Source organism: Amycolatopsis sp. NPDC003676 (assembly GCF_053587275.1).
On the sequence record NZ_JBSFNS010000016.1, the window covers coordinates 99,013 to 121,551 of the forward strand.

25 protein-coding genes are annotated in these 22,539 nt (G+C 68.9%); 15 read left to right on the forward strand and 10 right to left on the reverse strand.

What is annotated here, in order from left to right; genetic code table 11:
• Positions 1–94 precede the first annotated feature (94 nt).
• From ACWDNU_RS13475 to ACWDNU_RS13495, 5 genes are all read left to right on the forward strand, one after another.
• A complete protein-coding gene (locus tag ACWDNU_RS13475; RefSeq protein WP_449669014.1) occupies positions 95–601 on the forward strand; it encodes a hypothetical protein in 507 nt (168 codons plus the stop codon).
• A complete protein-coding gene (locus ACWDNU_RS13480; protein ID WP_449669015.1) occupies positions 598–1,647 on the forward strand; it encodes a peptidoglycan-binding protein in 1,050 nt (349 codons plus the stop codon). Before ACWDNU_RS13475 ends, ACWDNU_RS13480 begins: the two co-directional genes overlap by 4 nt.
• Positions 1,644–2,342, forward strand: a complete 699-nt coding sequence (locus ACWDNU_RS13485; protein ID WP_370934457.1) for an ABC transporter ATP-binding protein — start codon at positions 1,644–1,646, stop codon at positions 2,340–2,342. Before ACWDNU_RS13480 ends, ACWDNU_RS13485 begins: the two co-directional genes overlap by 4 nt.
• Positions 2,339–3,556: an ABC transporter permease gene (locus ACWDNU_RS13490; protein ID WP_449669016.1), complete on the forward strand. Its 1,218-nt coding sequence runs from the start codon at positions 2,339–2,341 to the stop codon at positions 3,554–3,556. Before ACWDNU_RS13485 ends, ACWDNU_RS13490 begins: the two co-directional genes overlap by 4 nt.
• Positions 3,557–3,826: 270 nt before the next feature.
• On the forward strand, positions 3,827–4,465 hold the full coding sequence (locus ACWDNU_RS13495; RefSeq protein WP_449669017.1) for a response regulator transcription factor: 639 nt from the start codon (positions 3,827–3,829) through the stop codon (positions 4,463–4,465).
• Positions 4,466–4,470: 5 nt separating this feature from the next.
• Here ACWDNU_RS13495 and ACWDNU_RS13500 read toward each other — a convergent pair whose 3' ends face one another.
• Positions 4,471–5,094, reverse strand: a complete 624-nt coding sequence (locus ACWDNU_RS13500; RefSeq protein ID WP_449669018.1) for a LuxR C-terminal-related transcriptional regulator — start codon at positions 5,092–5,094, stop codon at positions 4,471–4,473.
• A 148-nt stretch (positions 5,095–5,242) separates the two neighbouring features.
• Here ACWDNU_RS13500 and ACWDNU_RS13505 point away from each other — a divergent pair, with 148 nt between their 5' ends.
• The 3 genes from ACWDNU_RS13505 to ACWDNU_RS13515 all read left to right on the forward strand — a co-directional run bounded on the left by ACWDNU_RS13505 (position 5,243) and on the right by ACWDNU_RS13515 (position 7,440).
• Positions 5,243–5,818: a TetR/AcrR family transcriptional regulator gene (locus ACWDNU_RS13505; RefSeq protein ID WP_370934453.1), complete on the forward strand. Its 576-nt coding sequence runs from the start codon at positions 5,243–5,245 to the stop codon at positions 5,816–5,818.
• A gap of 177 nt (positions 5,819–5,995) precedes the next feature.
• Positions 5,996–6,709, forward strand: coding sequence for an ABC transporter ATP-binding protein (locus ACWDNU_RS13510; RefSeq protein WP_449669019.1), 714 nt, complete (start codon positions 5,996–5,998; stop codon positions 6,707–6,709).
• Positions 6,706–7,440 (forward strand): ABC transporter permease, encoded by a 735-nt coding sequence (locus tag ACWDNU_RS13515; RefSeq protein WP_370934451.1) that lies wholly within the window; start codon positions 6,706–6,708, stop codon positions 7,438–7,440. The genes ACWDNU_RS13510 and ACWDNU_RS13515 overlap by 4 nt, the downstream gene beginning before the upstream one ends.
• Here ACWDNU_RS13515 and ACWDNU_RS13520 read toward each other — a convergent pair.
• The 3 genes from ACWDNU_RS13520 to ACWDNU_RS13530 are packed head-to-tail and all read right to left on the reverse strand — an operon-like array spanning position 7,437 to position 10,072.
• Complete coding sequence (locus ACWDNU_RS13520; protein ID WP_449669020.1) at positions 7,437–8,006, reverse strand: hypothetical protein; 570 nt, start codon at positions 8,004–8,006, stop codon at positions 7,437–7,439. The genes ACWDNU_RS13515 and ACWDNU_RS13520 overlap by 4 nt on opposite strands.
• The gene (locus tag ACWDNU_RS13525; protein ID WP_449669021.1) at positions 8,003–8,536 is read right to left on the reverse strand and encodes a hypothetical protein; all 534 of its coding nucleotides are present in this window, start codon (positions 8,534–8,536) and stop codon (positions 8,003–8,005) included. The genes ACWDNU_RS13520 and ACWDNU_RS13525 overlap by 4 nt, the downstream gene beginning before the upstream one ends.
• Before the next feature lie 60 nt (positions 8,537–8,596).
• Positions 8,597–10,072 (reverse strand): flavin-containing monooxygenase, encoded by a 1,476-nt coding sequence (locus ACWDNU_RS13530; RefSeq protein WP_370934448.1) that lies wholly within the window; start codon positions 10,070–10,072, stop codon positions 8,597–8,599.
• Positions 10,073–10,152: 80 nt separating this feature from the next.
• Here ACWDNU_RS13530 and ACWDNU_RS13535 point away from each other — a divergent pair, with 80 nt between their 5' ends.
• The gene (locus ACWDNU_RS13535) at positions 10,153–10,794 is read left to right on the forward strand and encodes a TetR/AcrR family transcriptional regulator (protein WP_116201039.1); all 642 of its coding nucleotides are present in this window, start codon (positions 10,153–10,155) and stop codon (positions 10,792–10,794) included.
• A gap of 37 nt (positions 10,795–10,831) precedes the next feature.
• Here ACWDNU_RS13535 and ACWDNU_RS13540 read toward each other — a convergent pair whose 3' ends face one another.
• The 4 genes from ACWDNU_RS13540 to ACWDNU_RS13555 form a co-directional block, all read right to left on the reverse strand.
• Positions 10,832–11,293, reverse strand: coding sequence for a GNAT family N-acetyltransferase (locus ACWDNU_RS13540; RefSeq protein WP_449669022.1), 462 nt, complete (start codon positions 11,291–11,293; stop codon positions 10,832–10,834).
• Positions 11,294–11,377: 84 nt separating this feature from the next.
• Positions 11,378–12,955 carry an ABC-F family ATP-binding cassette domain-containing protein gene (locus ACWDNU_RS13545; RefSeq protein WP_449669023.1) on the reverse strand — a complete coding sequence of 526 codons (1,578 nt, stop codon included), beginning with the start codon at positions 12,953–12,955 and terminating at the stop codon, positions 11,378–11,380.
• A gap of 159 nt (positions 12,956–13,114) precedes the next feature.
• Entirely contained in the window at positions 13,115–13,762 is a 648-nt protein-coding gene (locus ACWDNU_RS13550; RefSeq protein WP_449669024.1) for a class I SAM-dependent methyltransferase, read from the reverse strand.
• Positions 13,763–13,802: 40 nt separating this feature from the next.
• A complete protein-coding gene (locus tag ACWDNU_RS13555; protein WP_449669025.1) occupies positions 13,803–14,366 on the reverse strand; it encodes a class I SAM-dependent methyltransferase in 564 nt (187 codons plus the stop codon).
• A gap of 88 nt (positions 14,367–14,454) precedes the next feature.
• Here ACWDNU_RS13555 and ACWDNU_RS13560 point away from each other — a divergent pair, with 88 nt between their 5' ends.
• Positions 14,455–15,033, forward strand: coding sequence for an XRE family transcriptional regulator (locus ACWDNU_RS13560; protein WP_449669026.1), 579 nt, complete (start codon positions 14,455–14,457; stop codon positions 15,031–15,033).
• On the opposite strand, the gene ACWDNU_RS13565 is transcribed toward ACWDNU_RS13560, so the two are convergent.
• A complete protein-coding gene (locus ACWDNU_RS13565; protein ID WP_449669027.1) occupies positions 15,023–15,985 on the reverse strand; it encodes a sigma-70 family RNA polymerase sigma factor in 963 nt (320 codons plus the stop codon). The two genes, ACWDNU_RS13560 and ACWDNU_RS13565, sit on opposite strands and share 11 nt — an antisense overlap.
• Before the next feature lie 62 nt (positions 15,986–16,047).
• On the opposite strand from ACWDNU_RS13565, the gene ACWDNU_RS13570 reads away from it, so the two are divergent.
• The 4 genes from ACWDNU_RS13570 (at position 16,048) to ACWDNU_RS13585 (ending at position 19,377) form a co-directional block, all read left to right on the forward strand.
• Positions 16,048–16,665: a maleylpyruvate isomerase family mycothiol-dependent enzyme gene (locus ACWDNU_RS13570; protein WP_449669028.1), complete on the forward strand. Its 618-nt coding sequence runs from the start codon at positions 16,048–16,050 to the stop codon at positions 16,663–16,665.
• Between the two features lie 69 nt (positions 16,666–16,734).
• Positions 16,735–17,892: a tryptophan synthase subunit beta gene (gene trpB / locus ACWDNU_RS13575; RefSeq protein WP_449669029.1), complete on the forward strand. Its 1,158-nt coding sequence runs from the start codon at positions 16,735–16,737 to the stop codon at positions 17,890–17,892.
• Positions 17,889–18,602 (forward strand): tryptophan synthase subunit alpha, encoded by a 714-nt coding sequence (gene trpA / locus ACWDNU_RS13580; protein WP_449669030.1) that lies wholly within the window; start codon positions 17,889–17,891, stop codon positions 18,600–18,602. The genes trpB and trpA overlap by 4 nt, the downstream gene beginning before the upstream one ends.
• A gap of 40 nt (positions 18,603–18,642) precedes the next feature.
• The gene (locus ACWDNU_RS13585) at positions 18,643–19,377 is read left to right on the forward strand and encodes a GntR family transcriptional regulator (protein ID WP_449669031.1); all 735 of its coding nucleotides are present in this window, start codon (positions 18,643–18,645) and stop codon (positions 19,375–19,377) included.
• Here ACWDNU_RS13585 and ACWDNU_RS13590 read toward each other — a convergent pair.
• Entirely contained in the window at positions 19,351–20,904 is a 1,554-nt protein-coding gene (locus ACWDNU_RS13590; protein WP_449669032.1) for a PucR family transcriptional regulator, read from the reverse strand. The two genes, ACWDNU_RS13585 and ACWDNU_RS13590, sit on opposite strands and share 27 nt — an antisense overlap.
• Before the next feature lie 122 nt (positions 20,905–21,026).
• On the opposite strand from ACWDNU_RS13590, the gene ACWDNU_RS13595 reads away from it, so the two are divergent.
• Complete coding sequence (locus ACWDNU_RS13595; protein ID WP_449669033.1) at positions 21,027–22,529, forward strand: CoA-acylating methylmalonate-semialdehyde dehydrogenase; 1,503 nt, start codon at positions 21,027–21,029, stop codon at positions 22,527–22,529.
• Positions 22,530–22,539 lie beyond the last annotated feature (10 nt).

Here is a 22,539-nt window from a genome sequence, read left to right on the forward strand (position 1 = left end):
GAGGATAAACAAGATCGCTTAACGGGCCTGTATCGCCGCGTCGGTACTACTTGGCCACCGGCGGGAACCACCCGCTCGAGCGAAGGAGAATCGGATGCGGAAAGCACGTCTGGCGGCCGTCGGGGCCGGACTGGCACTGGCGCTGCTCACCGGGTGTTCGTCCGGGGACACCGCGCCGCAGGTGCCGTCGATCTCCAGCCCGAAGGCGAGTTCGGACCCGGGTGCCGCAGCCGGGAAAACCGATCCCGCGGCGGACCGGGACGCGATGCGCAACTACGCGAAATGCATGCGCGAACACGGCGTCGACACGCCGGATCCGGGCGAGAACGAAGCGCCGACTATCAACTTCTCCAACGACCCCAAAACCACGGCGGCACTCGACGCCTGCAAGAAGCTGCTGCCAGGCGGCGGAGTGCCGAAGAAGCTGACGCCGGAGGAGATGGACAAGGCGCGCAAGGACGCCAAATGCATGCGCGAGCACGGCGTCGACATGCCGGACCCCGACGCGGAAGGCGGGGCGCGGGCGCTGCCGATGAAGGACGACGGGACCAAATTCGAGGAAGCGCTCAAGGCGTGCGGAATGGGAATGGCCGGAAAGTGACCGGAAAACGAGCACGTTGGATCATCGCCGCGGGGGCGACTGTCGTCGTGGTCGGCACGACCTCGGCGGTAGTGCTGACGCACGTCGCCTCCGGCGGCGAACCGGCCGCGGCGGCGAAACCGGTGGCGACCGCCGAAGTGGCCAAATCGGACTTGAAGGAAGAGGAGAACGCGACCGGGAAACTCGGCTACGGCAAGGAATCCACGCTGAGCGGCAAGAAGAACGGCACACTAACGTGGCTGCCTTCGCGCGGCGATGTACTCGGCCGCGGCAAGACGGCGTACACAGTGGACGCCAAGTCGGTGCCGCTGTTTTACGGAAATCTGCCGTTCTATCGCGTGCTGAACGACCGCGTCGACAAGGGACCGGACGTCAAGGAGCTTGAGGAGAACCTGAAAGCATTGGGGTACAGCGGTTTCGGCACTCCTGACGAGAAGTTCACCTCAGCGACCGCGACAGCGCTCAAGCGGTGGCAGAAGTCGCTCGGCCTGGAACAGACCGGGTCCTTCGATCCCGCCGACGTCCTGCTGGCTACCGGCGAGATCCGGGTGTCGGCGGTGACCGGGCAACTCGGCGGGCCGGGCGCGGGCGAGATCTTCAAGTACACCGGGACGGCACGCGTCGTGGAAGCCGAACTGGACGCGACCAAGCAGAGCGTCGCGGTCAAGGACGCGAAGGTGTCGGTCTCGCTCAACGGCCGCACGCTGACCGGCACCGTCACCGACGTCGGCAACACCGCCGCGGAGGACAAAGAGAACGGCAAGGCCAAGGTCACCGTCCAGATCCGGATGGACGACCCGGCCGCCACCGGCGACGTCATCGACGTTCCGGTCTCTGTGCGGTTCACCAAGCAGGTCCACCAGGACGTGCTGGTGGTCCCGGTCGGAGCGCTGGTCGCGCTCGCCGAGGGCGGGTACGCGGTCGAGATCGACGAGCAGGGCAAGCGGCGGCTGGTCGGCGTCGAGACCGGGCTGTTCAGCAATGGTCAGGTCGAGATCAAGGCACCCGGGCTGCACGCGGGCCAAAAGGTGGTGACCACGTCATGATCCCCGTGCTCGCCGCGTATCGGGTGTCGCGCACCTACGGCGGAAACGTGCCCGCGCTGCGGAATGTCTCACTGTCCTTTTCGGACGGCGAGATGGTCGCGATCGTCGGGCCGTCCGGCTCGGGCAAATCCACGCTGCTGCAACTGATGGGCACGCTCGACCGGCCGACCGAAGGCCGCATCGAAATTCGCGGACACGACGTCGCGCAGCTATCCGATCGCAAACTCGCCGCGCTGCGCTCGCGGTGGATCGGATTCGTCTTCCAGCAGTTCTTCCTCGACGACGGCGAAACCGCGGTGGGCAATGTGTGCAGCGGCCTGCTGTACAGCGGAGTCCCGAAGCGGAAACGGCGCGCAAGAGCGCTCGAGGCGCTCGACCGGGTCGGGCTCGGCCATCGCGCCGGGCATCTGCCGGGCGAACTCTCCGGTGGCGAACGCCAGCGGGTCGCGATCGCGCGCGCGGTCGTGAACACGCCGCCGATCCTACTCGCCGACGAACCCACCGGGAACCTCGACACCGGCAACGGCGCGGCGGTGCTGTCGCTGCTCGCGGAGCTCAACGCCGCGGGCACCACGGTCGTGCTCATCACGCACGACCGGGAGATCGCCGCCGGAATGCCCCGCCGGATCGAGATCCTCGACGGAGAACTGCGCCTCGACACCGGCGCGGCCGATCTCGCGGGAGCAGCACAATGACCGCGCCAGCGCCAGCACCAGCCCCGCCCAGCCCGAACCGGCTCGGTCCCGCCGACCTGCTTTCCCTTGGCGCACACGGCATGCGCACCCGCCCGCTGCGCGCGATGCTGTCCGCGCTCGGCATCGCCATCGGCGTCGCGGCGATGGTCGCGGTACTCGCCATCCCGGCGTCGGCAGACCAAGCACTGCAAAACAAACTCGCCGCGATGGGCACCAACCTGCTCCGCGCCGAAGCCGGTCAGACGCTCATGGGCGGCTCGGCGAAGCTCCCGGACTCGGCGGTACCGATGGTGCGGCGGATCGCGCCGGTCGAGGGAGCGGTGGAGGTCGGCAAGGTCAACGCCAAGGTGTACCGCAACGACCGCGTCGGCAAGGACGATTCGGCGGGCGTCTCGGTGTTCGCCGCGCGGCCGGATCTGCTGCCGGTGCTCGGCGGGAAGCTCCGGACGGGGACGTTCCTCAGCCCGGCGAACCAGCGGTTCCCGGCCGTCGTGCTCGGCTCGGAAGCGGCGTCGCGGCTGGGGATCGACCACCTCGACCCCGCCCGGCCGCCGCAGATCCTGATCGGCTCGGCGTGGTTCAGCGTCGTCGGGATTCTCGCCCCGATGCCGCTCGCGCCGGAGGTCGAACGTTCGGTGCTGATCGGCTGGGACGTCGCCAAGCAGGTCTTCGGCTTCGACGGCCACCCCAGCACGGTGTACCTGCGCGCGCGGGAATCCCAGGTCAACGCGGTGCGCTCGGTGCTCGCCGCGACGATCAACCCGGCCGCGCCGAACGAGGTCGCGGTCGACCGGCCGTCCGACGCGCTCGCCGCGCAGCAGCTGACGAAGAACACCTACGGCGCGCTGTTCCTCGGCCTCGGCGGGGTGGCACTGCTGGTCGGCGGCGTCGGCGTGGCGAACACGATGGTGATCTCAGTGCTGGAACGCCGACGCGAGATCGGGCTGCGCCGCGCGCTCGGCGCGACCAGAGGCCAGATCCGAGGGCAGTTCCTCGCCGAATCGGTGCTGCTGTCCGGACTGGGCGGGCTGGTCGGAGTGGTGCTCGGGGTCGGCGCGACGGCGGGCTACGCGCTCAGCCAGGGCTGGCCCGCGGTGCTGCCGCCGGTCGCGCTCGCTGGCGGGGTGGCGGTCTCGGCCGCGGTCGGCGCGATCGCCGGGGCGTATCCGGCGATGCGGGCCGCGCGGCTTCCTCCCGCGCAGGCCCTCGCTTGAGCGCTCAGGGCAGCCCGCACGACCGCGTGAACGCCACCCGGTCGTGCGGGCAAATATAGACACTGGACTCCCGTCTAGTGCTATGGTGCAACTACGGTTACAAGTACTAACGTTCGATTAAGTTCTTAACTAGCGCTGGCCGCCGGGGTACCGCAGGCACTACCGCGGCCCGGCAGCGCGGGGGATCGATGTCGCGCGCCGAATCGCGGATCCTCGGCGGAGGCGGAGGGCGCGGCGCTGCCGCCGGGAACGACTGGTCTGTGAGCTGACATGAGCGCATTGCCCGAACGAGTGGCGATCATCGCCAACGACCCGATCAGCGGCGAGGGCGCCGCCGCCTACCTGCGCGGCACGCCCCGCTACGCCGTGATGGCCGCCGGCGAGGTCCCGCGCGCGGACGTCCTGCTCGTGATCGTGCAGGAGGTCCGCGAGAAAACCCTGCTCGACCTCGCACGGATCCGCCGGGCGGCGCTCGCGCCGGACGTGCGCGCGGTGCTGGTCGCGGACCGGCTCGACCAGGCCGAACTGAGCAGGCTCGGCGGCTTCGGCCTGTCCGCCGTGCTGTACCGCGGTTCCGCGACGCGCGAGAAAATCCTCGACGCGCTGGCCGCCCGGGTGCCGGCGGCGGAACCGGAGGAAGTCCGCGCGACGAGGCTGACGAACGAGTTCCGCGCCAGCGAGGGCGAGGCCCGCTATCCGCGGGGTTTCCTCGACCGGCACCGGCTGCAGAGCCGCGAGGTGGAAATCCTCGGCCTGCTCGCGGACGGTTTCGGCACGGTCGAAATCGCCGACCGGATGTCGTATTCGGAGCGGACGATCAAGAACATCATCAGCACCCTGCTGGTGCGGTTCGATCTGCGGAACCGTTCGCACGCGGTCGCGTACGCGCTGCGAACCGGCATCATCTGAACGCTTCAGATCGCGCCGTTGCGGAGCGCGTAGGCGACCGCGTGCGTCCGGTTGCGCAGCTCCAGCCGCTGCGACAGATCGTGGATCACCTTCTTCACCGCGCGCTCGGAGAAGTTGATTTTCTCCGCGGTTTCGGCGGTGTCGAGGCCGTCGGCCAGCAGGCGCAGCACGTCGATTTCCCGCTGCGTCAAACCGGAACTGTGCTTCGGCCGCGGATCCATCGGACGGCGGCAATGGCTGAGCAGCGTCCCCAGCGCCGCCGGGGGCAGGATTCCGCCCCCGCGAGAAGCGGTCAGCACCGCGGCGGCCAGCTGCTCGCTCGACGTGCGCTCGCGGTTCAGCAGGGCGACCACGTTGCACTCCACCGCCGTCAGCACCGCCGCGCCCGCGGTCTCCTCGTCGACGAGCAGGACCACCGGAGCGTCCACAGTGGCCTTCAGCCCGCGCAACGCGGACGTCGCCTCCACCGACAGCAGCTCGGCCGCGACGATGATGACGTCCACCTCGTCGGTGACCACGGAAAACTCGGCTCTCGCCTGCAGCCAGCTCCGGATCCCCGTCTCGGTAAGCGGATCCGAAGCTTGAATCAGCACCCGGACCGTTTCCTCGTGCACCGCCGCCCCGTTCATCGCACTCTCCCCCTGCCGCCGGTCCTCCCGGATTGCCGAATTTAGGGCCCCGGCGGGACGACCGGCGATCCCGCGCGGGGTAAAGGTCAGGTACAGCCAGCTGTACCGCCCATGGTCCCGCGATACTGGGGAGGACGAAAGGACGCCGATGGCACGGACGGGACGCCGCCCCGGGCAGACCGAAACGCGGGAGGCCATTCTGGCCGCCGCGCGGGACCTGTTCGGCCGGAACGGGTACGAGGGCGCGACGATCCGCGCGATCGCCGCCGAGGCGGGTGTGAATCCCGCGCTCGTGCACCATTTCTTCGGCAGCAAGGACCAGGTTTTCGCGACCGCGCTGCACCTCCCGGTCGACCCCGGCGTCGTGGTGGCCGCGATCCTCGACGGCCCGCGCTCCGACGTCGGCGAACGCCTCGTGCGGCTGTTCCTGACCCTCTGGGAAACTCCGGTCTCGCGCGACGGGTTCTTCGGCGTGCTGCGGTCGGTCTCCACCACCGAACAGGCCGCGGACATGCTGCGCGGCTTCATCCAGGGTGCGCTGCTGGACAAGATCGCCGGCGCCCTCGACATCCCGCCGCTGCGGGTCACCGGCATCGCCGCGCAGCTGGTCGGGCTCGCGATGGTCCGCTATGTCATCCAGGTCGATCCGCTCGCCCGCGCCAGCCATGACGAGGTTCTCGCGTTGATCGCGCCCGCCGTGCAGCAATACATCGACCGGCCCTAGGTCCCGCCCGCCCCAATGTGGCATTGGGTGCGCTCAACGCACCGAACGCCACATTGGGTGCGTCAGATGCACCCAATGCCACATTGGGGCGCTTCCCAGCCACGCGCCCGACTCCGCCTTCGAGCGGTGCCCGCCCCGCGCTTGACAGGGAAATTCCGCGCGCGCAGAATTAACCGTATGATTAATTCTGCGGTGGTCATCGACGGCCTGCGGGTCGTCCGCGGTGGCCGGGATGTGCTGCGCGACGTGAGCTTCCGCGTCGAGGCCGGTTCGGTCACCGGGCTGCTCGGGCCGAGCGGCTGCGGGAAGACCACCTTGATGCGCGCGGTCGTCGGCGTGCAGCTCACGCACGGCGGCACGGTCACGGTGCTCGGCGAACCCGCAGGAAGCCGTCGGCTGCGCAAGCGGATCGGGTATGCCACGCAGACGCCCGCCGTCTACGCCGACCTCACCGTCACCGAATCCCTGCGCTACTTCGCCTCCGTGCTGGGCGCGCCGTCGCGTTCGGTGGCCGACGCGATCGAACAGGTCGGCCTCGGTTCGCACGCCGACGCACTGGTCGGCCGGCTCTCCGGCGGTCAGCGCAGCCGGGCCAGCCTCGCCGTCGCACTGCTCGGCAAACCCGAACTGCTCGTGCTCGACGAGCCGACCGTCGGGCTGGATCCGTTGCTGCGCGAGCATTTGTGGAACCTTTTCCACCGGCTCGCCGCGGAAGGCACCACGCTTCTCGTGTCCAGCCACGTCATGGACGAAGCAGCCCGCTGCACCCGGTTGCTGCTGATGCGCGACGGCGCGCTGCTCGCCGACGATTCGCCGGACGCCCTGCGCGCGGCCACCGGCGAACAAGACCTCGAACGCGCGTTCCTGCACCTGGTGAAGGCTCAGCGATGACTGTCTCGATCACTCTCGCCACCACCCGCCGGATTCTCGCCCAGCTGCGGCACGATCCGCGCACCGTCGTGATGCTCGTTCTCGTGCCGACACTGCTGATGTTGTTGCTGCGCTTCGTGTTCAACTCGGCCGAGATGTTCAGCCGGATCGCGCCCGCGCTGCTCGGCGTGTTCCCGTTCGTCATCATGTTCCTGATCGCCTCGATCACCACCCTGCGCGAGCGCACCGCGGGCACCCTGGAACGGCTGATGACGATGCCGCTCGGGAAATTCGACCTGCTCGCCGGGTACGCGCTGGCGTTCGGGCTGGTCGCGGTACTGCAGGTGGCGGTCGCGACGGCGGTCAGCCTGTGGTGGCTCGGGCTGACGGTCTCCGGTTCAGTGTGGTCGCTGCTGCTGATCACCGTGCTCGACGCGTTGCTCGGCATGGCGCTGGGCCTGTTCGTGAGCGCGTTCGCGACGAGCGAGTTCCAGGCCGTGCAGTTCATGCCGCTGTTCGTGTTGCCGCAAGCGTTGCTGTGCGGGCTTTTCCAGCCGCGCGACGAGATGGGCTGGGTGCTGCATTGGATCTCGGACGTGATGCCGCTGTCTTACGCCGTCGAAGCGCTCACCCAGGTGACGCGCAGCGCGGAGTGGACGATGCCGTTGACCCGCAACATCCTTATCGTGCTGGGATGCGCGGTGCTGGCGCTGGCTCTTGGGGCGGCGACGCTGCGCCGTCGCACGCCTTAGAGCAGCCGAGCCGCCGCCTCGTAAGCCGCTCGGTTGCGGTTGAGCCATTTCGCGAAGTACTGATCGGACTGGGCGTAGACGTATCCGGGCGGGACGAACAAGACGGCGAACACCGCGAAGGTGCCGAGCCCGATGATCGCCAGCTTCAGCACGGCGTCCGGCGGGTTGCTGGACATAAAGGACAGTCCACATACGACAGCGGCGAGGAGTCCCATTCCCGCCGCGGCGGAGAAAGCCCCGCGCAGATTCCCCGGCGTACGACCGGCGGGCGGATGCGAACCCGGGTTCAACGCCCGTTCGGTCGCGGGCCTGCCGCGCCAGATCAGAACTCCGCCGAGCCACAGCACCGCGAAGAAAACGCCGCCGCCCGCCAGGCTGAAACCTCCAGCGGCGGAGTGGGCCAGCACTCCGACCAGAAGCCCGCTGACGCCGAAAAGCCCGGCGAGGCTGGCCGTCATCACCCGGTAGACCCGACGGGTGGTGACGATCGCCTGCAGCCGGACGGTGTAATCACGCAGCCGTTGTTCCGGCGTGTCCGCGACCGCGCGGACCTGGTACCCGCTCACGGCTTCCGGACGAAACCGGCCGCGCGGAGCCGGTCGGTCTCGCGGACGTCGATGCTCGTGCGGACCCCGTTCGTCACGGTGACGTCGCCGTTCAGCACCCCGAGCGCGATGATCACGAAGCCGAGCGTACGGATCAGCATCGCCCAACCCGCCTTCCAGAGCCCGATCCGGCCGCCGTCGCGGAGCCGGACGAGGCGGATCCCGTTGCACAGCGCGCCGAGGCCGCGGCCGTTGCCGTAGAACCAGCCGTACAGCAGCGGCAGCACAAACAGCCCCGCGATCCCGATCACGCTCGCCCCGACCGCGGCGTCGACGCTGTAAGACTTGAAGTAGTACGCCACCGCCGCGGCCACCGACAGGCCGGTGACCAGGAGGAAGTCGACCAGCCAGGCCCAGATCGTGGAAGCGGTCCGCGCCTCGACGTACAGGTCGCCGTTCTCGAACGCACGAATCCGCGCCGCCGCGCCCTTGCCGAGGACGGGTTCGGCCTGCGTGCGGAGGCGGGCCAGGACGTCTTGCTCAGTCTTCACGCCAACCTCGACGCCGACCGGGGGCCGGAGGTTCCCTTGACCGGCGCACATCACCCGGGCTTACGCGAAGCTGTAATCCTCCAACGGGAACCGCGCCGCCTCCCGATGCGCGCTGATCGTCGACGTCGGACGCAGCAGGGTCGCCTCGCCGTGCTGGTTGAAGTAGTAGCTGTTGGCCGTCGCGCACTGGCCGAGCGCGAACACCGAATGCCCGACCTTGTGCTTCATCCGGTCAAGGAACTCGTCGTTCGCCCGCTGAGTCACCTCGAACACGTCCGAGCCGCGAGCGCGCATCCCCTTGAACAACCGGTCGATGTGCTTCATCTGGCATTCGATGGTCGTGAAATACGACAGGCCGCTGTAGGAGTACGGGCTGTTGAGCGAAACCAGGTTCGGGAAGCCGGGCACGGTCACGCCCTCGTACGCCTGGAACCGGTTGTCCCGCCACCATTTCCCGAGGTTCTTGCCGTCGCGCCCGATGATCTCGATCGCCGGGAAGTTCACGTCCCACAGGTTGAAGCCGGTGGCCAGCACGAGCGTGTCGATCTCAGTGCGCTTGCCGTCCGCGGTGACGATCCCGGTCTCGTCGATCCGCTCGATGCTGGTGGTCTCCAGGTGCACGTGCGGGCGGGTGAAGGCCGGGAAGTAGTCGTTGGAGAAAGTCGGCCGCTTGCAGCCGAAGGAGTAGTCCGGCGTCAGCTTGCGGCGCAGTTCGGGATCGCGGACCTGGCGGTACAGATGGGCGCGGCACCAGCGCTCGGCGATCCGGTTGGCGCCGCGGAACTGCCGGTACTGCACGACGCCGGAGATCATCATCAGCTCCAGCACCGAACTGCCCGCCAGTCGCACCGCGCGCTGCACCAGCGGCAGCTTCGCGAACGCCTGCTGCAGCGGCTTCGGCACGGCGTAGTCCGGCTTCGGGCTGACCCAGATCGGCGTGCGCTGGTAGACGGTCAGGTCCGCGGCGACCTTGGCGATCTCCGGGATGAGCTGGACGGCCGTCGCGCCGGTGCCGATCACCGCGGCGCGCTTGCCGGCGAGGTCGTAGCTGTCGTCCCACTTGGTGGTGTGGATGACCTTGCCCGCGAACTTCTCGATGCCCTCGATGTCCGGCATCTTCGGCTGCGACAGGAAGCCGGTGGCGGTGAGCAGGTACTTCGCGGTGACCGTCTCGCCGCCTTCGATGCTGACCCGCCAGCTGGACCCGTCCCAGGTCGCGCCGGTCACCACCGTGCCGAAGCGCATCGAGGAGCGCAGGCCGTACTTGTCCGCGACGTGCTCGGCGTACTTCTTCAGCTCCGCGCCCGGCGCGAACAGCCGCGACCAGTACGGATTGGGCTCGAACGAGTACGAGTAGGTGGACGACGGGATGTCGACGGCCAGTCCCGGGTACCGGTTGACGTGCCAGGTCCCGCCGAGGTCGTCCTCGCGGTCGAGAATCAGCAGGTCGCGGTAGCCGAGGCGGCGGAGCTGGATGGCCGCCCCCATGCCGCCGAAGCCCGCGCCGACGATGACTGCGTCGTACTGCGCGTCCATGTCCGACCTCTCATCCGGAACTACCTGTCAGTAACGGAACGGTATGTCACTTTGCTGAGCTTGGCAATACACTGCAGTGCGTGACAGCCCAGGAGAGCGCCCGCACCACCCGAGCCGAGCGCAAGAAGCAGGAACTGCGCCGCGAGATCATCGACGCGGCCTTCGACTGCTTCGCCGATCTCGGCTACCACGCCACCGGCATCTCCGACATCGCCACGAAGCTCGGCATCGGGCACGGCACCTTCTACCGCTACTTCCAGAACAAGCGCGACATCGTCGACCACGTCATCGACGACCTGGTCGCCCGCATCGTCACCGCGCTCACCGCGGAGAACGCGCCGGACGCGGTGTCCACTTTGGACGCCTACCGCGAGCAGACCGCCCGGATCGGCGACGCGCTCGCGCAGATCTTCGGCGAGGACCCGCGCGTCCCGCGGCTGCTGCTGTTCGAAGCCGCCGGTATCGACAAAGCGATGGCGGCCCGGGTGCTGGACTTCTTCGAGCTGGCCACCGAGCTGACCGCGGCGTACCTGTCACACGGCGTGGAGCTCGGGTACCTGCGCGCGGACCTCGACGTCGACAACAGCGCGCGGGCGATCAACGGGATGATCCTGGCGTCGGCGATCGCCTCGCTGCGCAACCCGGACCCCGACGAACAGCGCCGGTTGAGCGAGGCCGTGCGGCGGATGATGTACGACGGGATCGCGGCCAGGCGAGAGTGATGCCGGGTTGCGGGCAACGTCAACGCTGACAGCGGGTTCAGATCTGGCGCGACAGGTAGGTGCTGTTCGGGTCGTCCCGGTAACTGCCGAACGGTGCGCATGGGGCGAAGCCCGCTCGGAGGTACAACGCGCGGGCCGGGGCGAAGAAAACCATGCTTCCGGTTTCCAAGGAGATGCGCTCGATGCCGCGGTTTTTCGCGTCCTGGAACAGGTGGTCGAGGAGCGTGCGAGCGATGCCTTGCCCGCGTCGCGCCGGGTCGATGCGCATGCTTTTCAGTTCCTCGTGCCGGGGTTCCAGCGCCACGAGGGCGGCGGTGCCGACGATGCGGTCGTCGTCCTTGACGGTCCAGAGCCGGATGTGCGGACGCTGGAGCGCGGCCAGGTCGAGGGCGTGACGGCTCTCGGCGGGAGCGGTGGGGACCAGGTCGTCCAGGTGGGCCTGCAGGAAGGCGTGGAGCTGCGGGTCCGCGAAATCGGCTCGGTTGATCAGCAGCGGCATGGTGTCGAGCCTGCCCCGCGGATGTTTCGCGGTTGTTGCCGTCCAGTGTGGCGTTGAGCGCACCCAACGCCACACTGGAGCGGTCTACAGCGCCAACCGCGGCCAGGAAGCCGTGTCGCGCAACAACTGCCGGTCGTGCGTGGCCACCACCACCGCGGCCGGGGTCTCCTGCAGGGCGGCAGTCAGCTCGTCGACCAGCGTCGCGGACAGGTGGTTCGTCGGCTCGTCCAGCAGCAGGACCTGCGGACGCGCCGCTAGGACCAGCGCCAGATCCAGCCGCCGCCGGGCTCCGGTCGACAGTTCGGCGATCGGACGGTGACGGTCGTAGCCGCTGAGCAAGCCGAGGTCGGTGCCTGGGAACCGTTTCTCAAGCAACTCGGCGGCGGTGCGGCGCGCGGGAAGGTCGGATTCCTGGCCCAGCCAGCCGATCCGCACCGACCTCGCGTGCGTGAGCGTGCCCGACGTCGGCTCCAGCGCCCCGGCCAGCACCGTCAGCAACGTCGACTTCCCAGCTCCATTAGGGCCGGTGACGACGAGCCGGTCCGCGCCGCCGAGGGTCAGATCGACCGGATCGTCCAGCCGTCCCGCGACGGTCACCCCGGCGGCCCGCAGCGCGACGGTTCCCTGGTGCTGCGGCAATTCCGGCATGACGAACCGTGCCGGTGGCGGCGGGACAGCCACCACGTGCGCGTTCAGGTCCTCCTGCCGACGGTGGACAGCGCGGACCAAGCCGGGCGCCCGGGTCGCACGGGTGTGCTTGCCGTGGCCCTTTTCCGGACGCCAGTTGTCGCGCAATCGGTTCTGTGCGGCGGAAAGGTCCTCCGCGAGCCGCTGTCGTTCCGCGAGTTGGCCGGCGTGCAGCGCCTCCCAGCGGGCCCGCTCGGCTTGCCGGGCCTCGACATACGCCGAGTAACCGCCGCCATAGCCGCGCGGACGGCCGTCGCTCGACGGGTCGAGGTCCAGCACCGACGTCGCGACATCGGCGAGCAACGCACGATCATGGCTCACCAGCACCACCACGCCCGGGTACGCGCGCAATTGCTCGGTGAGGTGCGCGAGACCGGAGGCATCGAGGTGGTTGGTCGGTTCGTCCAGCAGCAGCACGGAATGTCCCACGCCGAGCAGAGACGCCAGTCGTACTCGATGCCGTTGCCCCACCGAGAGTGTCCCGAGTGGACGGTTTCGATCGTCGACCGCGTTCAGTGCGGCTAGCGAAACCTCGATCCGCCGGTCCGCGTCCCAGGCGTCGAGAGCTTCGGCGTCCGAGAGCGCTGCGGCAAACGCATCGTCCGCGCCGGGTTGCCCTTCGGCGAGCGCGGACGTCGCGGCTTCCAAGCGGGCCAGCGCACTCCGTACCGCAGCCAATTCCAGGTCGATCAGAGCACCGACGGTTTCCTGGCCTCCCAAGGGAATCTGCTGATCGGCAACACCGATCGTGCCCGAGCGACGGGCCTCGCCGTGGTCGACCGGCTGAGTCCCGGCCAGCACGCGCAACAGGGTGGTCTTGCCACGCCCGTTCTCGCCGACAACGGCGACCCGGTCGCCGGCCGCCGCGACCAGATCGACCCCGGCGAGCACCGGACGGCCGCCGAAGCTGACGTGGACGTCGGACAGGCGAACGTGCGCCGTGCGCACGAGCGCAGGCGAAAGCGGAGATGTCATGAGGAAATGCCTCCGAAGAAACGTGATGAACAGCAAAGGACGAGGGCCGGTGCCGCGAACGCGCGCGGACCGGTGGAGGCGGTAATCCCTCAGAGGTAGAACTGGTGCTGTATCACGATGGCCAGGGTAAAGATCTTCCCGGCGGCACGCATCCGAATTTCAGCGCGTGCGGGCTCGGGCCGCCAGCACGATCGGGAGCGGAGTGCCGCTCTCGGCGAACCGGTCGAGAGTCAGACCGGCGTCGAGGAACCCGTTCAGCAGTTCGGACAGCGGCCAGTGCGTCGCACCGACTTTGTCGCGAATTCCCTGATCGGTCCACGATTCCTTGGTCCAGTGCCCGTCGAGATAACCAGGGCGGACGACCACCGCGGCCGGATCGCTGCGGTCGGCGAACCCGCCGCAGAAGCACGGATGGACGCCGACGTGCACGAACACTCCGCCCGGCCGCAGCACCCTGGCGACCTCGCGCAGCACGGCGAAATACGCGGGCATGTCGGTGTGCACCAGCACGGCGACCACCGCGGCGACACTGCGGTCCCGAACCGGCAACCGCGCGGCGTCAGCCTGCGCGATCGGCAGCCGAGCGCGAGCATGCCGCAGCATCCCGCCGGACAGGTCAACGCCGACCGGCGTCCAACCCAGCTCCCGCACCAGGTCAGCGTGCACGCCGGTGCCGCAGCCAAGCTCCAGGCACACGCCGCCGCCGGTGCCGAGAAGTTCCCGCAACGCCTCGGCACCGGGGTTCACCGGCTGGGCGCGAAGGAATTCCTCCTCGTACCAATCCGCGATCTCGTCATAGGCCGCCACCACTCCAGTGCACTACCGAACCGCTCGCGACCGCCACCGATTACGCGCTAGGCGAAGAAACCTTGCGCGCACAGAGAATCGTGTCGTGCAATTCCCCGCCCGGAACCTTCCTCGTCCGGCTCTCCGCGACCGTGATCTCCCATTGCTCGGCATCCAGCCCGACGTCATGGACAGTGATCGTCGACTCCGGCGGATGCATTTCCCCGTGATGATGCCCGACGACCAGCAACGTCCCGCCCGGCGCGACCCACTCCGCAAGCCGCTCGAACAGCGGACCAGCGGCGTGCACGTAATGGGTCGTGACGAGGTCGAACTGGCCTTCCGGGGTCCAGTTCAGCAGGTCAGCACGCACCCACTCGACCGCGCTCGACCGTTCGCGCGCGTGCCGCAGCACTTCCTCCGACAGGTCGACCGCCGTCACCTGCCAGCCGTTCTCAGCCAGCCAGACCGCCTCGTTGCCTTCCCCGCAGCCAGCGTCCAACGCGCGCCCGGGCGGAAGTTTCCCCGCCTCCTCGACCAGCTGCGGATGCGGTCCGAGCTGCGCGTGCCCGGCGGTGCCTGCCCAGTGTTCGTCCCAATAAGACTGATCGAATGCGTGCGGCACAAGGAGTTCCTTTCCTGATTCCCCTGCCAGCTTGCAAACCCTTCGACAAGACTGGCAAGCAATCTTGCCAATCTGTCAAACTCGGAAGATGGACGACGACCGTGCGCTGGACGCAGTAGGCCCGAGGCTGCGCGAACTGCGCCGGAAACGGGAGATCACACTGGCCGAACTCGCCGCACAGACCGGCATCGCGGCCAGCACGCTGTCCCGCCTGGAATCCGGCAACCGGCGGCCCACCCTGGAACAGCTGCTGCCGCTGGCCCGCGCACACGGCGTAACCCTCGACGAACTGGTCGACGCCCCGCAAACCGGCGACCCGCGCATCCACCTCCGCCCGATCAGCTGCGCCGACGGCATGACGATCCTGCCGTTGACGCGCCGCCCGGGCGGAATCCAGGCATACAAATTCATCCTGCCCGGGCAACGGAAACCACAGGAACCGGATCCCAAAACGCATGAGGGTTACGAGTGGACTTATGTCCTCAATGGACAGTTAAGGCTGGTTCTCGGCGAACACGACATGACGCTTTCACCCGGCGAGGCAGCGGAATTCGACACCCGGGTACCGCATTGGTTCGGTGCGGCGTCGGTGGAACCGGTGGAGTATTTGTGTTTGATCGGACGGCAGGGCCAGCGCGCGCACGTGCGGGCGGCACCTAAGGCTTGACCGAGGCGGGCAGTCCGAAGGCTGGGAAATGCTCCGCGCCGAGGAACGACGTGAGGTCGCAGATCCGGTCGCCGCGCACGGTCAGGACGGTGATCGACCACGCCTCGTGCGCGGCGGTCGCCGAACCGCCGAGGTAGAACGCCACCGCGGGCTGGGCGTTCGCGCTGGTCAGCCGGAACCGCCAGCTCGGGCATCGCGTCATCGGCACCTGATAGGCGAACTCCACCACGGCGGTGCGGCCGCGGTACCAATGCGGCAGCGGAGGCATCGACCAGGTGACGTCCTCGGTCAGCAGGCGCACCAGGGCGTCGACATCGCCGCTGGTGAGAGCGGTTGCGAAGCCGGTCACCAGTTCTTGGAGGCGAGCATCGCCAAGCGTGCGGAGGGTCTGTTGCTGAGTGCGCGCGGGGACGTGCGCCGAAATGGTCCGGCGGGCGCGGCCCAGGGCGGAGTTCACCGAGGTCACCGACGTCTCCATCATCGTGGCGATCTCGGCGGCGGAGAACCCGAGGACGTCGAACAGCAGGAGCGCCGCCCGTTGATTGCCCGGCAGGTGGCGGCACGCGGCGACGAAAGCCAACTCGACCGCCTCGCGTTCTTCGTAGCTGGCCGCGGGGAAATCGGGACACGGACCCAGCCAGGCCACGTCGGTGCGCGGAGCCTCGAGCACGACCTGCTCGCTCGACGGGCCAAGGTCCATCGGCAGCGCGCGGCGGCCGCGCTGCTCGATGAGGTTCAGGCAGGTGCGCGTCGCGACTGTGTACAGCCAGGTGCGCAGCGCGCTGCGGCCCTCGAACCCAGGCAGCCCGCGCCACGCTCGCAGAAGAGCCTCCTGCACGGCGTCGTCGGCATCGTGGATCGAGCCGAGCATTCGGTAACAGTGCGCACGCAGTTCCGCACGCAACGGGGCCACCGCACGGGTGAACGCCGCTTCGGAAGAAAATTCCCCCACGACCGACGATTCTGCCGCATCCAGCCGGTCTCACCTGGCAACCACGACCGAGGAGATCCGGAATGACCGCTACCTGGCCGCAGATCCACGCCGAACGCTCCGCGCTGGCTGACGACCTCGCCGAACTGTCCGACGACCGATGGAGCACGCCTTCGCTGTGCGCCGGGCTCTCCGTCCGCGAGGTGCTGGCCCACCTCACCGCGGGCGCGTCGCTCACGCCGTTGCGCTGGATGGCGGGCGTGCTCCGCTGCCGGTTCGACTTCGATCGGCAGGTCGCGATGCGATTGGCCGAGCACCTCGGCGCCAGCCCGGCCGACACGCTGGCCCGCTTCCGCCGGGTCGTCGCCAGCACGACCAAACCGCCGTTGCCGGTCGTCGCGATGCTGGGCGAGATCGTCGTGCACGGCGAGGACATCCGCCGCCCGCTCGGGATCCGCCGTGAACACCCAAGAGACATCCTCACCACGGTGGCCCGCTACTACCTCGGCTCCGACCTCGTCGTGCTCGCCAAAGGACGCGTCCAAGGCCTCCGTCTCGAGGCGACCGACAGTGACTTTTCCGGCGGCTCGGGACCACTCGTGACCGGGCCGACGCTCGCGCTGATCATGGCGATGACCGGCCGTTCCCGGTTCCTCGACGACCTGGACGGCGACGGCGTCGAGGTCCTGCGGCAGCGCTGAGCCCCTTGCGCTCCGCCATCAAGAGTTCTATAACAGTGGAGACAGTTATAGAACTCTAAGGAGATGCCCATGCGCACCCCGACCCAGAAAGGACGCTTCGGGGAGTACGGCGGGCGCTGGGTGCCGGAATCCCTGGTGCCCGCCTGCCTCGAAGTCGCCGACGCGTTCGAGAAAGCCTGGGTCGACCCCGGCTTCCGCGAGCAGCTCCAGACGATGCTCGCCCGGCACGTCGGCCGGCCCACGCCGCTGACGCCCGCCGAGCGGTTGTCCGCCGAACTCGGCGTCAGCGTCGTGCTCAAGCGGGAAGACCTCACGCACACCGGATCGCACAAGATCAACAACGCGGTCGGCCAGGCGCTGCTCGCGCGGCGGATGGGCAAGCAGCGGCTGATCGCCGAGACCGGGGCCGGGATGCACGGCGTCGCGACGGCCACCGCGGGCGCGCTGCTCGACCTTCCGGTCACGGTGTTCATGGGCGAGCAGGATGTCGAACGCCAGTCCCACAACGTGTTCCGCATGCGCTACCTCGGCGCGGAGGTCGTCCCGGTCCGCAGCGGCAGCCGGACGCTCAAAGACGCGACCAGCGAGGCGATGCGGCACTGGGTCAGCTCGACCGAGGAGGCGCACTACTGCCTCGGCTCGGTCGTCGGGCCGCATCCGTATCCGTGGATGGTGCGGGAATTCCAGCGCGTGATCGGCGACGAAGCCCGCGAGCAGTACGCGGCGACTCCGGATTTCGTCGTCGCGTGCGTCGGCGGCGGGTCCAACGCGGCGGGCACCTTCGCGGGATTCGCCGACACCAGCGCGCGGCTGGTCGGGGTGGAGGCGATCGGCGGATCGGGCGCGACGTTTGGCCAAGCCGGGGTCCTGCACGGTTCGCGGTCGCTGTTCCTGCAGGACGAGCACGGACAGATCCTCGAAGCCCACTCGATCGCGGCTGGCCTCGACTACCCCGGCGTCGGACCGGAACACGCGCACCTTCGCGACCTCGGCCGGGCTCGGTACGTCGCGGTCAACGACGAAGCAGCGGTCGCCGCGGCCTCGCAACTGGCTCGTACCGAGGGAATCATCCCGGCCCTCGAATCCGCGCACGCACTCGCGTGGGTGGCCGAAGCCGCTGGCACGCCGGATCTTCCGGCGGGCTCGACGGTGCTGCTCACCCTGTCCGGCCGCGGCGACAAGGACATCGCCACGCTCATCGCCCGCTCCGAGGAGTCCCGCGCATGAAAACCGACCGCAAAATCTTGATGCCGTATATCACCGGCGGAGTTACTCCACAGTGGACTGACTATCTCCCGGCGATGGCCGAAGCCGGTGCGGACGCGATCGAAGTCGGCATCCCGTTCTCCGACCCGACTTTGGACGGCGTGACCATTCAGGAGGCTTCGAACGTCTCGCTCGCCAACGGAACGACTCCGCAGAGTGTCCTCAATGAACTGTCAGAGACCACAGTGGACGTTCCGATCATCGTGAGCACCTACGCCAACTTGGCCGCCCGCAAGGGTTTCTGCGCTGACCTGAAAGCAGCCGGAGTCGAGGGCCTGATCGTGCCGGATCTTCCGCTAGAGGAAGTGCCCGCGATCGAGGAGGGAATCGACCTGGCACTCCTGGTCTCCCCCGCGACCCCACCCGAGCGGGCACAAGAGATCGTCGCGCGGAGCCGAGGTTTCGTTTACGCCGTCTCGTCCATGAGCACCACCGGCGAACGCGACCACCTGCCCGCCTCCGCGATCGACCTCGCCACCCGGCTGAAGGACGCTACCGGCCTGCCGGTCCTCGTCGGCTTCGGCATCTCCCAACCCGCGCACGCCGCCGAGGCCGCGCGCGTGGCCGACGGCGTGATCGTGGGCGCGGCGATCATGCGCCGGGTGCTCGACGGCGCTGGTCCGGCGCGGGTCGGCGAGTACGTCGCGACCCTGCGAGCCGCGCTGGACTAGAATCCGCTGGTCAAGCCAGACTGGACCAGAACGGACGCGCATGGCCCGATACCGAGCGATCGCCGCGGATCTCGCCGCGAAGATCCGCGCCGGGGAGTACGCGCCCGGTGCGGCCTTGCCGCCACAACGGGAGCTCAGCGCGTCCTACGGCGTCACGCTCATGACGCTCCGGCAAGCGCTGCGCGAGCTCAGCGACGAAGCCCTGATCGTGCAACAACCCGGCCGCGGCACCTTCGTGGCGTCCACACCGGCCTCGTACCAGCTGGGCTCCCTGCGCAGCTTCACCGAGGACCTGCGCGATCAGGGTTACGTCGTGCGCACCGAAGTCGTCAGCCAGTCTGTCCGGCGGCTGCCCGCTCGCGTCGCGGCTCGGCTGCAGGCTCGAGCCACCGATTCCGGCCTGCGCCTTGAGCGAGTGCGCGAGTTCGGCGGTCGCCGGGCGATCCATCAAGTGTCCTGGATCGCTCCCCCGCACGGAGAACGCTTGCGGGACACGGATTTCACCACGGTCTCGCTCTACAGTGCACTGTCCGAACTGGACGTCGTGGTCGATAGGGCCGCCGAAACCATCCGCCCGGACGCCCTCGACGACAAGCTCGCCCGCCTCCTCGCCGAGCCCGTCAACACCCCGGTCCTGGTCAGCGAGCGCACCACCAGCACCCCGGACGGCACGATCGTCGTCATCGACCGCGCGACCATTCTCGGCAGCATGATGCACATCAGCACCGAACGCGCCGCCGACCGGCTGTCACTGCGCTGGGGCGCCGGAAGCTGAATCACGGTGCCCGTGCGCCAAAACCGCCAGGTGCAACGAAAGCCGAGTGTCCGGATCGGACAGATCCACCCCCAGCAACCGCTCCACCGTCGCCAACCGCGAATACGCCGCCGGGCGGCTCAAATTCACCGCCTTCGCGAACTCAGTCATCGAATAGCCCGACTCGACAAACGCCCGCAACGTCCCGAACACCCGGCCAGCCCGCGGCTCCGGCAACGTCAACAACGGCCGCAACTGAGCCTCGGTGAACTCATGCAACCGCGGATGCTCCCGCAACCACCACAACAACCCGCGCACCCCCAAGTCGCCAGCCCGCCGAAGTCCAGGCGCACCAGGCGATTCGACGTCCGCGACATGCACCGCCTCCTGCAGCGCCGCCGGTAACTCGCCGAGCCGGCGCACCGGCCCGGCCGCTCCGAAAGCCGCCGCCAATCCAGCTGGAACACCGGCAACTACCCGCTCCAGCAACGCTTTCTCCGCGGCCACCGAAGAACACGGGAACACCGCGGCCACCCGACCCTCGGCCAGCACTCCGCCGATCCCGTCGCTGGTCAGCACCGCGTCCAGCAGCGCCCGCTCCTGCCCGGCCCGAGCCGGACGGCACACCAGCACCGCGTAGTACGCCGCCGACGCCAGCCCCAACGCCCGAGCCCGCGCGCGGACCGAACCTTCGTCCGCACCATGCAACAGATCCCGCAGCAAATCGCCTTGCGCTTCGATTTCCACCGACAGCGGCGAGCGTTCCAGCAACTTCCCGACGGTCAGCGCCTCGGCCGCACGTTCGAGCACCATCCACGCCGCCGGCTGCTCCGCCGACCGCGCGGGCACGACCAGTCGACCCCAGCGTTCGCGCGGCGGACCGACCGGCGTGCACATCCAGCTCTCCGGACCACCGACCTCGGTCGCGGCCGAAAACGGCACTCGTCGAGACCGTGCTGGCCAATCGCGCAGCAAAGACTCCGCCGAGCCGACGCCAGCGAACGCGAGCGCCCGATGCGTCCGGTCCTCCAACACGACCGGCAGCCCGATCAAGTCCGCCGCGTGCGCGAGGACCGCGTCCGGCGCCTGCGAAGCCGAACCGACCGTGCTGAACGCCTCGTGCGCACGCTCGGCCAGCCGCAGCCGCTCGTAATGCGCGTTGACGATCCGGGCGTGCACGATCTCGGTCACCTCGATGAAGCGGACCGTGCTGCGCAGTTCCACCAGCGGAAACCGCGCGGCGCGAGCGGCCTGCACCAGCGCATTCGGCAGCGCCTTCAGATGCTGCCCCGGCTCCACGACCAGCCCGATCGCGCCGGCGTCCCGGAGCGACCGCACGTAGGCCACCGCGTCGAAGCCCGGCTCGGTGAACGCCCTCCCGATGGAGAGCACCAGAACGTCGCTGGTCAGCGTCCCGGCGACGTCGCTCAACTCGCTCACGTGCACCGATCGCACCGGCACGTCGACCGCGTCCGCCGCCGAGCGCACGACCGGCGACCCGGCGGCCATCACGGGCAGCTCGAGGACGTCTCGCAAGGTCAGGTGCACGACGTCAGCATAACCCGACGATCTGTAAAGCAAGGACCCGTCAATCCGACGATTCGTCGGTTACCCGCGACCCGTCCGGGAGGGACCCTCAGAGGGCGAAGACCAGGAAGAAAGGTGGCTCGATGAGCGATTCCGTGCCGACGCTGTCCCAGTGGATCGCCGGCGGTGAGGCAGCAGGCGCGCCGGACGGCTACGGGGACGTCACGAACCCGGCGACCGGGAAGGTCACCGCGCGCGTGCCGCTCGGCTCGGCCGCGGACGCCGAGGCCGCGATCGCCGCCGCGAAGGCCGCGTTCCCCGCCTGGCGCAAGACTTCCCTGGCGAGGCGCAGCCGCGTGCTGTTCCGGTTCCGCGAACTGCTCGACGCCCGATCGTCCGAACTCGCCGCGATCATCACCGCCGAACACGGCAAGGTGCTGTCCGACGCGGCGGGCGAGGTCGCGCGCGGCCTGGAGGTCGTCGAGTTCGCCTGCGGGATCCCGCAGCTGCTCAAGGGCGCGGCGACGGCCAACGCGTCCACCGACATCGACGTCACGTCGCTGCGCGAACCGCTCGGCCCGGTCGCGATCATCTCGCCGTTCAACTTCCCCGCCATGGTCCCGATGTGGTTCTTCCCCATCGCGATCGCCGCCGGGAACACCGTGGTGCTGAAGCCGTCGGAGAAGGTCCCGACCGCCGCGAACTGGCTCGCCGAGCTGTGGCGCGAAGCGGGTCTGCCCGAAGGCGTGTTCAACGTGTTGCACGGCAACAAAACCGCGGTGGACGCGCTGCTGCACAGCCCGGACATCGAAGCGGTCTCGTTCGTCGGATCGACCCCGATCGCGCAGTACGTCTACGAGACCGGCACCGCGAACGGCAAGCGCGTCCAGGCGCTCGGCGGCGCGAAGAACCACATGGTGGTGCTGCCCGACGCCGACCTCGACCTGGTCGCCGACCAGGCAGTCAGCGCCGGTTTCGGATCTGCTGGCGAACGCTGCATGGCGGTGTCGGTGGTGGTCGCGGTAGGCGACGTCGCCGACGCGCTGGTGCCGCGGATCGCCGACCGCGCGAAGACCCTGGTGACCGGCGACGGCACCCGCGGCTGCGACATGGGCCCGCTGGTCACCGAAGCGGCGAAGGACCGGGTGTCCGGCTACATCGCCGCCGGTGCCGAAGCAGGCGCGACGCTGGTGCTGGACGGCCGAGAGGGCAAGTTCGACGCGGACGGCAACGGATTCTTCGTCGGGCCCACGGTGTTCGACCACGTCCGCCCGGACATGCCGATCTACACCGACGAGATCTTCGGTCCGGTCCTTTCGGTGGTCCGCGTGGAGACGTTCGCCGACGCGATCGAGCTGATCAACGCCGGACCGTACGGCAACGGCGCGGCGATCTTCACCAACGACGGCGGCGCGGCCCGCCGGTTCTCCGCCGACGTCGAGGCGGGCATGGTCGGCGTGAACGTCCCGGTGCCGGTCCCGGTGGCCTACCACTCGTTCGGCGGCCGGAAGAACTCGCTGTTCGGCGACACCCACGCGCACGGCGGCGAGGGCGTGCACTTCTTCACCCGCGCCAAGGTCGTCACCACCCGCTGGCCGGGCCCCGAACAGGGCGGGCTCGACCTCGGCTTCCCGCAGAATGTCTGAGAAGGGATCT